Genomic DNA, 12,889 nt, shown 5'->3' on the forward strand with positions numbered 1-12,889 from the left:
CGTGGTTTTCTTAATACAAGAAAAATGGACTATCTTTACGACAGTCCACTTATCTCTACGGTCTTATTGCTATTTTTATTACCCCGTCTTTTCTATTTTCAAATAAATCATATGCTTTTTCAATTTCACTTAACGGAAATGTATGTGTAATTAGCGGTGTCGTATCTATTTTTCTCTCCTCAATCAATTTCAAAATCGCATCACAATCACAACCGTCAACCCCGCCTGTTTTAAAAATCAAATTTTTTCCATACATCTGAGGCAACGGAAGTTTTTGCGTTTCTTCATAAAGAGCAACAACTGTCACAACCGTATTCGGTCTTGCAATTTTCCATGCCAACTCAAATGTAGAAGAACTGCCCGCTACTTCCAACACTCTGTCAGCGCCTCCGTGGTCACTGTTTCTCTTTACAAATTCTTCTACGTCTACTTCTTTCGGATTCACAACCATAACTTCCGGATAATGTTTTTTTATAAATTCTGTTCTCTCATCATCTGTTTCACATAGAATAATTCTTTTCGGTTGTTTTAACATCACACAAAGCAATGTACATATACCGGTAGGTCCTCCTCCGATAATAACAACAGTATCCTCTTCTTCTATTTCTGAAATCCTTGTTGCCCAATATCCCGTTGCCAGCACATCACCTACAAACAACGCCTCTTCATCCGTAACAGAATCCGGAATTTTATTTAACCCCTGTTCTGCAAAAGGTACACGGACATATTCTGCCTGCCCTCCGTCTATCCGGCATCCCAATGCCCAGCCTCCATGCTCATCCGTACAATTATTCACAAACCCTTTCTCACAGAAATAGCATTTTCCACAAAATGTTTCCACATTAACTGTTACCCTGTCACCTTTTTTTACTTTCGTAACTTCGCTGCCGACTTCCTCCACTACACCAACCATCTCGTGTCCTATCGTAATCCCTTTTACCGCCCTTGGAACCGCCCCATGCTTAATATGAATATCACTTGAACATATACTTGACAGAGTAACACGGACTATCGCATCCGTTGCATTTATCAGCCTTGGTTTTTCTCTATCCTCCATACAAAATTTTCCCTGTTCTTCATAGACATATGCTAACATTGTACTTCCTTCTTTCCTTACTTTTCTTTAACTACATTATAAAGTCTTTTCTATCCTAACGCCACATCTAATATCATCATTACTAAAAATCCTACAATAAATCCGAGTGTTCCCGCTTTTCCTTCCTCACCGTTCACACCCATATGAGCCTCAGGGATTAATTCCTCCACGACTACATAAATCATTGTTCCCGCCGCAAATGCCAAAAATATTGCAATAGCAGACTGCGTCACACTTGCAAAAGCCGCCGCCAAAACAGCAAAAACCGGCTCTACAACCGCCGTCATACTTCCTATTAAGAACGCTTTTTTCTTCGACATTCCTTCTTTCATAAGAGGAAGAGCAACCGCCGTCCCCTCCGGAAAATTTTGAATAGCAATCCCTATTGTCAATGCAATCGCTCCTGACATAAGTGCGATATTCTCCCTGTTCTGTCCCGCCAAGGCAAACGCAAGCCCGACTGACATTCCTTCCGGAATATTGTGAACGGTAATCGCTAAAACAAGCATGGATGTACTCTGCTTCAACGTAATAGGATTTTCTCTCTGCTTTTTATACCATTTTTGAAGTAAAAAATCTGCCAGCAAAAGTATCATCACACCAAAAAGAAATCCGCCTGTAATGACAAGCCATCCAATCTGTCCGTTTTTCTCCGCAAAATCAATCCCCGGAAGAAGTAATGACCACACAGATGCTGCAATCATAACTCCGCCCGCAAACCCTAAAAATCCATTCTGGCATTTCTCACTTATCTGATTTTTCACAAAAAATATTCCCGCTGCCCCTAAAGTTGTAACTGACAGCGTAACTAAACCTCCTAAAAAGGCTAAAAAAATTCCACTCATACTACTCACACCTCCGTTAGTAATATATGAATGGATTTTTCTTTTGACACTTTTATGAAATTTCTTTCAACGCCTTTTTAAATTGGAAGACGAATAAAATTGCGGTAAACGTCACTGCGAATACATCCGCTATCGGTTCAGCCATATAAACTGCCACTGTTTTATCTGACGTAAAAATATGAGGCATTATATAAATAAGCGGAATTAATAAAACAAATTTTCTCATCACTGCAACTGCAATAGATGCCTTTGCATTTCCCAACGAGTTAAATGTCATCTGACACGCCATTTGAATACCAAAAAGAATCAATGCTCCTAAGTAAACTCGAAGCGCCGTACTTGTAAAGTCAAGTAGCACTGCATCAGATGTGAACATTTTCGCAAACATTTGCGGAAAAAGCATAATCATTCCCCATAGCAATGCAGCATAACTCAGACTCGATTTTAGTAACAGTTTATACGCCTCTTTTACACGTTTTACATTTTTTGCACCGTAATTGTAACTGATAATAGGCTGTGCCCCTTGACCAAGCCCTTGAAGCGGAAGCATTGCAAACTGCATTACACTTGTTAAAATTGTCATCGCGCCTACTGCTATATCTCCACCATATTTTAACAAAGAAGAATTAAAACATACAGAAATTACGCTTTCACTTGCCTGCATAATAAATACGGAAAGTCCTAATGCCAAACTTGGAAGAACAATTTTTCTTTCCCATTTCATGTAACATTTTTTAATTTTTAAATTTGTTTTCTTTCCAAATAAGAACCATAATACCCAAATACAAGATAACGCCTGTGAAAGAACAGTTGCAAGCGCTGCTCCTCTGACACCCAAGTTAAATCCAAAAATGAAAATAGGGTCTAATATAATATTAGAAACCGCTCCAATCAAAACGGAAAGCATTCCTGTTTTAGCAAATCCCTGTGCAGTAATAAACGCATTCATCCCCAATGTCAATTGTACAAAAATTGTACCAACAGCGTATATGTTCATATAACTTACTCCGTACTCAATCGTATTTTTACTTGCACCAAACGCCATTAAAAACTGTCTGTTAAATACTAAAAGTATCGTTGTTAATAAAAGGGAAATAACAATCTGTAAAGAAAAACAGTTACCCAGTGTTTTTTCTGCTGATTTCCTATCGCCTTTTCCCATAAAAATAGTCGCTCTCGGAGCGCCACCATTACTAATTAACGCAGCAAAGGCAGCTACAATCATAATTAACGGCATACATACGCCCACACCTGTCAAGGCTAACGCTCCTACATCTTTGATATGTCCGATATAAATTCTATCGACAATATTATAAAGCATATTAATAATTTGTGCCGTTACCGTAGGAAGCGCTAATTTCAATAACAACTTTCCAACCGGTTCTCTTCCCAAAAAATCTTTATTATCTTTCATCCTTTTATCACCTCTCCAAACCTTTAAAAACATTTTCCAGTATCTTTTCATTTATCCGAAAATACAATTGTATTTCTTCTTCTGAAAGTCCGTCAAAAATCTTATTACCATACTCTTCCCTTACTCTGTCAATACCATGAACCATATTATTTGCTTTGTCAGTAATGCAAAGATGTATTTTCCTTCTGTCTTCTTTATCGGGAAAACGCTCTAAAAATCCTTTTTGAATAAGAGATTCCACTCCTTGCGATACATTGCCTTTCGGAAGCATACGCCAGAAAGAAATATCTCCCGCCGTATCTTTTTCCGGATTATTATGCAAAAACCCCATAATGTTGACTTCTATTTGAGATAGTCCATACTCTTTTCTCACCGATTCCAAACATTTATCATTCAATTTGCCCAGTCCTCTAATCATTAAGAGTATATCTGTTATACGCTGCATGGCGTTCACTCCTTTAATAGTTTCTTTTAAAATTGTTTTTTTTAGAACTTTATGCATATTTAATTATATACTCTTCACCATTTTTGTCAACTTACATTTTTCCAATTTTTTTCAAAAATAGTGTTGACATTATAACCGTTAAGTGTTATATAATATATAGAACAAATAAAACAAACAATTTTTCAAGGAGGTATGACCTATGCTATTAGCAAACAGAAATTATGATTTATTTGACGAAATGTTTAAAGACCCGTTCTTTACTCGTCCTTTTGAAAATGCCTCTTCACAGATTATGAAGACCGATATTCATGAAAAAGATGGAAATTATTTAATAGAAATGGAACTGCCGGGATTTTCAAAAGAAGATATTAAAGCCGATTTAAAGAATGGTTATCTGACCATTACTGCTGAAACAAATCAGACAAACGAAGAAAAAGATGCTAAAGGAAACTGTATCCGCAAAGAACGTTATACCGGAAGTTGTAACAGAAGTTTCTATGTAGGAGAACAGATAACACAGGAAGATATTAAGGCTGCCTTTAAAGACGGAATTCTTCGATTACAAGTACCAAAAGATACCCCTCAGGTAGCAGAACAACCAAAACTCATTACGATAGAATAGCAGATAAAATAATAAAAGGCGGAAAATTCCGCCTTTTTATTATTCTATCCCGCCTGAATTAAAAATCCTTTTCTATCCAATTCTTCTTCAATCATATCTAACGTTTCTATGCTATCCGCACTTACTTTATGATAATGGTAGCCGGAAGTAATATTTTTTAACGGACTAGATTTTCCATTATGAATATCATCCATAAATTCTTTTATTTTTCTTCTGGAATTAATCTGCAAATTCGCTTCCATATGTCCATATACTTTGTGATTTATCATTACATTATCTATGCAGCCGCCATTGTCAACAACCGTACACAGTTCCTCTTCCAACTGCTCATCTGTATGACGCACTTTAAATACCCTGCTGATTGACTTTGGGGCATTTAGAATGTAGCCTCTATTTGTAGAAATAATGTCATATCCCATTGCACGAATTAACGCAATGTCCTGTACAATTACCTGACGGCTCACATCATATATGGATGCAAGTTCTTTGCCTGATACTGCTGTTGTACTATTCTGTATCTGACTGATAATTTCTTCTCTTCTCTCTGAACCGGTCATTGTTTCCTCCTCACTAAGAAACTGCATGAAGATTTTTTAAGGAAATATCCAAAATCGGTGCGGAATGTGTCAATGCCCCACTTGAAATATAATCTACGCCCAACTCAGTTACACGGCTTATATTTTCTTTTGTTACATTTCCCGAACATTCCGTTTCTGCTCTTCCGTCAATGATTTTAATTGCTTCCTGCATTTCTTCCGGTGACATATTATCTAACATAATAATATCCGCACCTGCTTCCACCGCTTCTTTTACCATATCCAGATTTTCTACTTCTACCTCAATCTTTCTTACAAATGGAGCATATTCTTTTGCCATTTCAATGGCTTTTGTTACACTGCCCGCTGCACCGATATGATTGTCTTTTAAGAGAACCCCGTCAGACAGATTATAACGATGATTATATCCGCCTCCTACACGAACGGCGTATTTCTCAAAAATCCTCATATTCGGTGTTGTCTTTCTTGTATCAAGAAGTTTTGTCTTTGTTCCTTCTAAAAGAGCAGCCACAGAATTTGTATATGTAGCGATACCGCTCATTCTCTGTAAATAATTTAACGCTACACGTTCTCCGGAAAGAAGTACGCGAATATCTCCTGTCACTTTTGCCATTAACTGTCCGTTTTTTACCTTATCTCCATCTTTACAGTAAAATTCTACTTTTACATTTTCATCTAATAAATGGAAGACCCTCTCAAATACTTCTAATCCGGCAATCACACCGTCTTCTTTACATAGCAAATCAACTTCTCCCGTTACCGCTTCTTTCATCACAGAATTTGTTGTTACATCTTCACTTGAAATATCCTCGCAAAGCGCTTCGCGAATTAATTTGTCTGCCTGTAAATTCATTGTAATTGTATTCATCTTTTTCTCTCCTCTATACTGATTCTCTCTCAATTTTTTTTGCCGCTCTCTTGGCAAACACAACACTCTCCAACAGAGAATTACTTGCTAATCTATTTTTTCCATGTACGCCGTTACAACTTGTTTCTCCAACTGCGTATAAATTTGGCATAGATGTCTGACTGTCACTGTCCACCCAAATGCCGCCCATAAAATAGTGTTGTGCCGGAACAACCGGAATACATTCTTTTGTCACATCGTATCCTTCATCAAGGCATTTCTGATAAATATTTGGAAAATGACTTAAAATCGTTTCCTTTGGAATATGCTCCATTGAAAGCCACACATATTCTGTCCCATCTTCCCTCATCTGTTCCTGAATGGCCTTCGCCACCACATCTCTAGGCAGAAGTTCATCCACAAATCTTTCTCTTTTTTTATTATACAGCACAGCGCCCTCTCCACGAACAGACTCTGAAATAAGAAATCTTCTTCCCTTTTTCTTTGAGTATAATGTTGTCGGATGTATCTGCACATAATCCAAATGTTCCAAACGAATTCCATGTTTCTTAGAAATCTCAAGAGCATCTCCCGTTAAATGTGGGAAATTCGTGGAATGCTTATACCTTCCTCCAATTCCCCCAGTAGCCAAAATCGTATTTTTCCCATAAATACGCAAATGCCCCTCTTCATTTTCTGCTTCTATCCCGATGCACTTTCCGTCTTTCTCTATAATGTCTGTCATAGTCGTGTATTCATATATTGTAACATTCTCAAGTTTTTTTACCTGTTCTAATAATTTACTTGTAATTTCCTTCCCCGTAATATCAGCATGATACAGAATACGAGGTTTTGAATGAGCCCCCTCTCTCGTATAAGCAAACTCTCCACCCCTCTTTTCAAATTCCACACCATATCCAACCAAATCTTCAATTGCATCTCGGGAATTGCGAATCATAATCTCCACAGACTCTTCTCGATTTTCATAATGTCCTGCCTTCATAGTGTCATCAAAAAAACTATCATAATCCTCTTCATTTCGCATAACACATATTCCGCCCTGCGCTAAAAAGGAATCATTACTCTCCATATCGGCCTTTGTAATCATAATAATCTTTTTTTCTCTTGATAAATTCAAAGCGGAAAATAATCCCGCAACGCCTGTACCAACGATGACCGTATCCGCATTCAACTCCATTTTTCTTTCCTCCCATTATTTCGCAAGTTCCAGCATTCGCTCTAATGCCTTTTTCGATTCTTCTCTAAGCGTATCTGTTACCTGCACCTCATTTTCCCCTGTTTCAAGAACATGAGCAATTTTTTCCAATGTAATCATTTTCATATCATGGCAAATCGGTTCTGTTTTTGTAAAATAAAATTTCTTGTCAGGATTTTGTTTCTCCAACTCATATCTGACACCATTTTCTGTACAGATAATAAATTCTTTACTCTCACTTTTTCCTACATAGGAAATAATACCTGAAGTACTTCCGATATAATCTGATAAATCACAGATTGCTTTTGGACATTCAGGATGAGTTAATATCTCTGCATTTGGATGTAATTCTTTTTCTCTCCTCACTTCTTCCAAACTGACCTGTTCATGAATCGGGCAATAACCTTCATTAAAAACAAACTGTTTTTCAGGAACCTGTTCCGCCACATATCTTGCCAAATTTCGATCCGGAATAAAGAAAATATATTTATTTGGCAGTGCCTTTACGATTTGTACTGCGTTTGCTGACGTTACACACACATCTGAATGCTGTTTTAATTCCCCTGTAGAATTGATATAACATACTACCGCCAAATCATCATATGTATCTCGCATTTTCTGAATGGTATTCACATCTGCCATATGTGCCATTGCACAGTCTGCAGACATATCCGGCATCAGAACTGTCTTTTCCGGATTTAAAATCTTAGCACTTTCTCCCATAAAAGATACTCCGCAAAATACGATTGTCTGCTCTTTCAATCCTACGGCAACCTTACTCAGATAAAATGAATCTCCTATGTAATCCGCTATTTCCTGCACTTCATCCGACACATAATAATGTGCTAAAATCACTGCGTTCTTTTCCTCTTTTAACTTTTTAATTTTTTCAATAATATTCATTTTTTCCTCTCCCTTGTTAAACTTCCACTATTATAGCACTACACTTTACAAGTGACAAGACACCTGTTATACAAAAAACTTTTCTATCTCTCTTATTTTTTAATCATTTTGCGCAATATTGACACAATTTTCATTACGTGCTATATTTGAACAGGAAATATTTAAGAAGAACAAGAAGGGGAGCCGAAAGGCTGAGAGGAAGATTATGCTTCGACCCTTATACCTGATTTGGATAATGCCAACGTAGGAATCTTTTGGGACTTCTTTACCTATTCTTGTTCTCCGTCAAAAAGGAGGAATTTTTATGTTTCAGTTACTCGTCAATCAGGACGGTGGATTAACCACTACAGGTTATGCCGTCACTATCATTATCGCTATCGTTGTTCTGATAGCAGCACTCATTTTAGCCGGAAAGGCTTCAGACAAAAAGAAATTCAGCACAAAACAGTTAGTTTTCTGTGCAATGGCTTTAGCACTTGCTTTTGTCACTTCTTACCTCAAAGTATTTGAATTACCTTTTGGTGGCTCGGTAACAGCCTGTAGTATGTTATTCATTGTACTTATCGGCTATTGGTATGGAGCAAAATCAGGTGTGCTTCTTGGATTTGTTTTCGGTATTATGCAGTTTTTACAAGAACCTTACGTCCTTTCATTTTTCCAAGTATGCTGTGACTATCTTCTTGCTTTTGCTGCACTTGGTCTTGCAGGTTTTTTCGCTCACAAAAAGAACGGCTTAATTAAAGGATATATCGTCGCCATTCTCGGACGCGGTGCTTTCCACGTTCTCGGCGGATATTTATATTGGATGGACTATATGCCTGACAACTTTCCAAAAAGTTTAGCATCTCTCTATCCGTTCATTTATAATTACGGTTTTATTTTGGCGGAAGGATTAATTACAATTCTTATCCTTTCTATTCCTGCCGTAAAAAAGGCTTTGGAACAGGTAAAACGAAACGCCTTATCATAAATATATGTATAAAAAATACAAGTTCTAAAATTAGAACTTGTATTTTTTATATCCTATTCTTCTTCCTCCTCGCTTTCTTCGGAACTTTCTTCTTTTCCCTCTTCTTCCTCTTCCGGATCTTCATTCATCTCTTCTTTTTGTTCTTCCTCTATTTCCGTCGACTCATTCTCAATATTTTCCTGAGGATTTTCTTTTGGCTCGTCATTTTCCTCTTTTTCTATATCATCCACATCTTTTATATCATCATCTTCGCTATTGATATATTTTTCCAATTCACTCATAGGCATTTTTGCAAGTGTTTCAAAATCCAACTGTGGATTTTCTTTCAATATTTCCTGAATAAAAATCACTTTTCCGGGACCTATTCCGTATTTTTTTGCCTGCTCTTCAATCTCCCTGTTGCTTTGGATACTCTGTGCATATACTTTTCCTTTTCCCAACAGCGACCGTAAACAGTTATCCACTTCTTTTTCAAGTTCCATACACATCTTGTCCGCTTTTTCCTGATTTTTTCCTTCAACCGATAATAAAATCATATGTTTCGTTTCACTTAAATATCCTTGCTTTATCATAGAGCCTAAAATGGCATTTAAAGCGACATCTACATCCGTATGTTCCAGTTCCATATCTGCCAAAATTTTTTCTCCGTCTTTATTATGAGCCACTGCCCTAACAACTTTTTGTTTCGTATTCGTCTGCAACTCTACACTCGGATTTACATCCAAATACACCGTTGTCTGTACATACAGATTTCTATAGAGATAAATGGCGGTGCAAAGTAGAAAACAGGCTGCAACCAATGATAAAACAGTCATATTCGTTCTCTTCCCTGTTTTTTTCATCGGTACACCATCCAAATACCATTCATTTCCCCTCGCTTTTTCTACCGGTCTGTTCCATATCTCCTCCTCACGATTTGGCGACAATTCCTGAAAAGCATTCTTTATATGTTGTTCTATATCTTTTTTCATATTCTCCCCTCCAGTTGTCCACGTAATTTTTTCAGACCTCTGTTATATTTTGACAAAACCGTAGATACAGGAATATCTAATAAACTACTGATTTCCCTATGTTTCATCCCCGAAACCGCGTGTAGAACAATAATCTGACACTCTTCTTTTGATAAAACTTCAAATGCGGTTTCCAATACTATCCTGTCTTCTCTATCCGTAATCCGTCCAAAGTCAATGGCATCCTTTAATTCCTCCTCCGGACAGTAAAACTGTCTTTTTTGTTGTCTGTATTTCATTAAACATATATTTCTTGTAATGGTCAAAATCCACCCTAACGGTTTTCCCTGCGGCTGATACAAATGTGCTGCCCCACGAATTTTTAAATATGTTTCCTGCATCGCATCCTCAGCATCCATTTGATTATGTAAAATAGATAAAGAATACGCATACACAACACTCTTTGTCTGACAGTACAAACAACAAAATGCATCTTTATCTCCCTCTCCGATTTTCTCAAAGAGAGTTTCATCAATCTGTATTGTATCCTGCTGCCTCGGTTCCTGACCTGCAATATCGGCAAATATAAGCATAACAATTCCCCTCAGTCTTTTTTCTTCATTCTATTATAACTCATTCTTTTCTCTTTGAACAAGTCCCGAAATAATACACAGATTACCGTTTCGGCAGCGAAGTCCGTCTATAAATTCTTTTTCCCTATCTGCATCACGAAGTTCAATCCTGTAAGATAACTCATACATCGTTCCCATATTTGTTGTTTTTACCCTCTCCAAACGACAATTCTTTGTATACTCCATAAACAAGTCATCAAAAATACCTGTATAATCCAAATCTTCAGGAATTGTAATACGAAGTTGTCTTTCTTTTGAAGGCTGTATTCCAAAATGTAACTTCTCCAAGATAAAAATCGCACTTCCAACAAAAACGGTAATTCCGACTGCAAGTGTCAAAAATCCCATTCCTGTTGCCAAACCTACTGCCATTGCGAAAAAGATAAATCCAATCTCCCTAGCCGTCCCTGTTGCACTTCTAAACCTTACTAACCCAAACGCACCAAGAACTGCAACCGATGTTCCAAGATTTCCATTTACAATCATAATAACCGACTGTACAAGCAATGGAAGAACTGCCAGTATAACAGTAAAATGACTGATATATGAACTCTCCCTCTTATATAAAAATGCAATTCCAATCCCGAGTATCAATGCTGTCACCATTGCTAAACCTACCGATTCTATTGAAAATGTTCCCACATGAAAAATACTACTTAACATACTTCTCTCCTCCTTAATGTATCCCAATTTTCATTTCTGTGTATCATCATTTCTTCAAAGTGAAACTCTCCCATCTCTTTTTTATAAATATTTCCATATTTAGAAAAAGAGGTCGGATAAATATCCAACTCTGATAAAATCTCCGTAAACCATAGAGGTGTTGCTCCCATAATTTTACTTTCCATAAGATAGTATCCTTTCGGCAGGAGCAATTCCCCCTTATCACCATTTTCCAGTCCCATAAATTTTCTTCTGCTGCGAATATTTTCGTCAAATGTAATGCGAAACTGACTATCTTCTTTACCAAACAATGCAATTCTGTCATATGCAAGATAAAGGCTTTTCTCCAATGGATACCGTTTTAAGAAAAAATCTATCTCATTGACAATCTGTCCTTCCATATTGGGATGAATTCCTCTTTCCACATAATCGTATGCTTCCTGTAAAGTCAGTTCTATCCTTCTTTTATTAACAACTTTCCGATACTTTTTCTTAATTTCCAAAAATACTTTTGACTCTAAATTTGGAATACCATAACTTCTTAGCCTTAGTTTCTCTTTATATTTCGGCTTTTCGATTGAGCGTCTGATTAACAGTGCATCCGGAGTATCATAATAAATGTTACAGATTGTGTGCAACCCGTATTTATCTTCTTCCATATACGGTTTCAAACGATACCGCAGTTCCTCATAAATCTCCTCCGGCATAATATATTTTTTCTCATATCGATTAAATACTGTCTGTGCCATATTCTCCCTCCTCTCTTCTACTCTACTTTCTGATGTAGTTCTAAATCCCGTCCATCACTGATCACGGTAATATTTCCATCCTTTGTTTCAAAATAACGTACATTTCTCTTTTTTAATTCTTCCAAAGTTTCCTTATCCGCCGGATTTTTATGTGATGTACAGATTGCCGCACACTCCGGTTGAAGTACATTTAAAAGATTTTTCAGTTCTGTTTCATACACTCCATGATGTGCCACTTTGAGAAAATCACATTTTCCTACCACTCCGCTTTCCAGCCATTGTCTTATCCTCTGTTTTTCTGCATCTCCCATAAATACAAGTCTGTTCTTTCCGTGGGTAACAGTTGTAATAAGGGAAAGATTATTGTCCATCTCCACAATATTTTCCGAAAGTTCATATGATAATGGCGGTTCAATCAACACATTTATATCCTGTACGGTAAATTCCATATTTTCATTTAATGCTTTCGTTTCTACCTTATGCTCTTTTAATGCATTAATAAAATCACTGTACTCCACTGTCTGTCCCTGATAATTCGGAATAATCGCCCGCTGTACCTTCAGACTTTCTACAAGAGTATCCGCCCCACCCACATGATCTTTATCAAAATGAGTAATAATCAAATCATTCACCGTATCTTTGCCCTGTTCTTTCATATAAGTGGCGATTTCTTCTCCATCTTCTTCCTCGCCTGCATCAATGACCATTGTATACCCTTCTTTCTCTAATACAATCGCATCCGCCTTTCCTACTTTAAACAGCGTTACCTTGAGTGCATTTCTAGGTGTTTTCTCGTTTTCTTTCCCTTGCTGTTTCCACCATATCCCCGCTAACAATCCTGCCAAAATCAGTAGAAACAAAAATAAAAATATTCCGCATTTTTTTCTTCTTTCCATCACTCTTCCTCCTTTTCTATAAGAACAATGCTTGAAGATGGAATTTTATTGCATAAAAAATAAAAAAATTTAAGTATAGACAAT

The 12,889-nt window shown here is 37.0% G+C and carries 15 protein-coding genes and 1 riboswitch; of the genes, 2 read left to right on the forward strand and 13 right to left on the reverse strand.

Annotated elements, in window-relative coordinates; translation table 11 throughout:
• Positions 1 to 55: 55 nt before the first annotated feature.
• From ACYPXO_RS10785 to ACYPXO_RS10800, 4 genes are read right to left on the reverse strand one after another with little or no spacing between them, the layout of a single operon-like run.
• A complete protein-coding gene (locus ACYPXO_RS10785; RefSeq protein ID WP_459640577.1) occupies positions 56 to 1,096 on the reverse strand; it encodes an alcohol dehydrogenase in 1,041 nt (346 codons plus the stop codon).
• Positions 1,097 to 1,146: 50 nt separating this feature from the next.
• On the reverse strand, positions 1,147 to 1,941 hold the full coding sequence (locus ACYPXO_RS10790) for a ZIP family metal transporter (protein WP_459640578.1): 795 nt from the start codon (positions 1,939 to 1,941) through the stop codon (positions 1,147 to 1,149).
• A 52-nt stretch (positions 1,942 to 1,993) separates the two neighbouring features.
• Entirely contained in the window at positions 1,994 to 3,355 is a 1,362-nt protein-coding gene (locus tag ACYPXO_RS10795; protein ID WP_459640579.1) for an MATE family efflux transporter, read from the reverse strand.
• A gap of 7 nt (positions 3,356 to 3,362) precedes the next feature.
• Positions 3,363 to 3,800: a MarR family winged helix-turn-helix transcriptional regulator gene (locus tag ACYPXO_RS10800; protein ID WP_459640580.1), complete on the reverse strand. Its 438-nt coding sequence runs from the start codon at positions 3,798 to 3,800 to the stop codon at positions 3,363 to 3,365.
• A gap of 199 nt (positions 3,801 to 3,999) precedes the next feature.
• Between ACYPXO_RS10800 and ACYPXO_RS10805 the strand changes: the two genes are divergently transcribed.
• Complete coding sequence (locus ACYPXO_RS10805) at positions 4,000 to 4,422, forward strand: Hsp20/alpha crystallin family protein (RefSeq protein WP_459640581.1); 423 nt, start codon at positions 4,000 to 4,002, stop codon at positions 4,420 to 4,422.
• Positions 4,423 to 4,466: 44 nt separating this feature from the next.
• Here the strand turns inward: ACYPXO_RS10805 and ACYPXO_RS10810 are convergent, their stop codons facing one another.
• From ACYPXO_RS10810 to nadA, 4 genes are read right to left on the reverse strand one after another with little or no spacing between them, the layout of a single operon-like run.
• Positions 4,467 to 4,979 (reverse strand): 3H domain-containing protein, encoded by a 513-nt coding sequence (locus tag ACYPXO_RS10810; protein ID WP_459640582.1) that lies wholly within the window; start codon positions 4,977 to 4,979, stop codon positions 4,467 to 4,469.
• A 13-nt stretch (positions 4,980 to 4,992) separates the two neighbouring features.
• The gene (gene nadC / locus ACYPXO_RS10815) at positions 4,993 to 5,847 is read right to left on the reverse strand and encodes a carboxylating nicotinate-nucleotide diphosphorylase (protein ID WP_459640583.1); all 855 of its coding nucleotides are present in this window, start codon (positions 5,845 to 5,847) and stop codon (positions 4,993 to 4,995) included.
• Positions 5,848 to 5,860: 13 nt separating this feature from the next.
• Positions 5,861 to 7,024 carry an L-aspartate oxidase gene (locus tag ACYPXO_RS10820; RefSeq protein ID WP_459640584.1) on the reverse strand — a complete coding sequence of 388 codons (1,164 nt, stop codon included), beginning with the start codon at positions 7,022 to 7,024 and terminating at the stop codon, positions 5,861 to 5,863.
• Between the two features lie 15 nt (positions 7,025 to 7,039).
• Positions 7,040 to 7,945 (reverse strand): quinolinate synthase NadA, encoded by a 906-nt coding sequence (gene nadA, locus ACYPXO_RS10825; RefSeq protein ID WP_459640585.1) that lies wholly within the window; start codon positions 7,943 to 7,945, stop codon positions 7,040 to 7,042.
• Between the two features lie 166 nt (positions 7,946 to 8,111).
• A riboswitch (TPP riboswitch) is annotated at positions 8,112 to 8,212 on the forward strand.
• Positions 8,213 to 8,249: 37 nt separating this feature from the next.
• On the opposite strand from nadA, the gene ACYPXO_RS10830 reads away from it, so the two are divergent.
• Positions 8,250 to 8,915: an energy-coupled thiamine transporter ThiT gene (locus ACYPXO_RS10830; protein WP_459640586.1), complete on the forward strand. Its 666-nt coding sequence runs from the start codon at positions 8,250 to 8,252 to the stop codon at positions 8,913 to 8,915.
• Positions 8,916 to 8,968: 53 nt separating this feature from the next.
• On the opposite strand, the gene ACYPXO_RS10835 is transcribed toward ACYPXO_RS10830, so the two are convergent.
• From ACYPXO_RS10835 to ACYPXO_RS10855, 5 genes are read right to left on the reverse strand one after another with little or no spacing between them, the layout of a single operon-like run.
• Positions 8,969 to 9,886 (reverse strand): anti-sigma-I factor RsgI family protein, encoded by a 918-nt coding sequence (locus tag ACYPXO_RS10835; RefSeq protein ID WP_459640587.1) that lies wholly within the window; start codon positions 9,884 to 9,886, stop codon positions 8,969 to 8,971.
• A complete protein-coding gene (locus tag ACYPXO_RS10840) occupies positions 9,883 to 10,458 on the reverse strand; it encodes an RNA polymerase sigma factor (RefSeq protein ID WP_459640588.1) in 576 nt (191 codons plus the stop codon). The genes ACYPXO_RS10835 and ACYPXO_RS10840 overlap by 4 nt, the downstream gene beginning before the upstream one ends.
• Before the next feature lie 33 nt (positions 10,459 to 10,491).
• The gene (locus tag ACYPXO_RS10845) at positions 10,492 to 11,160 is read right to left on the reverse strand and encodes a DUF4956 domain-containing protein (protein WP_459640589.1); all 669 of its coding nucleotides are present in this window, start codon (positions 11,158 to 11,160) and stop codon (positions 10,492 to 10,494) included.
• Complete coding sequence (locus tag ACYPXO_RS10850) at positions 11,154 to 11,909, reverse strand: VTC domain-containing protein (RefSeq protein WP_459640590.1); 756 nt, start codon at positions 11,907 to 11,909, stop codon at positions 11,154 to 11,156. The genes ACYPXO_RS10845 and ACYPXO_RS10850 overlap by 7 nt, the downstream gene beginning before the upstream one ends.
• Before the next feature lie 17 nt (positions 11,910 to 11,926).
• A complete protein-coding gene (locus tag ACYPXO_RS10855; RefSeq protein WP_459640591.1) occupies positions 11,927 to 12,805 on the reverse strand; it encodes a ComEC/Rec2 family competence protein in 879 nt (292 codons plus the stop codon).
• Positions 12,806 to 12,889 lie beyond the last annotated feature (84 nt).

Source organism: Faecalimonas canis (assembly GCF_054601575.1).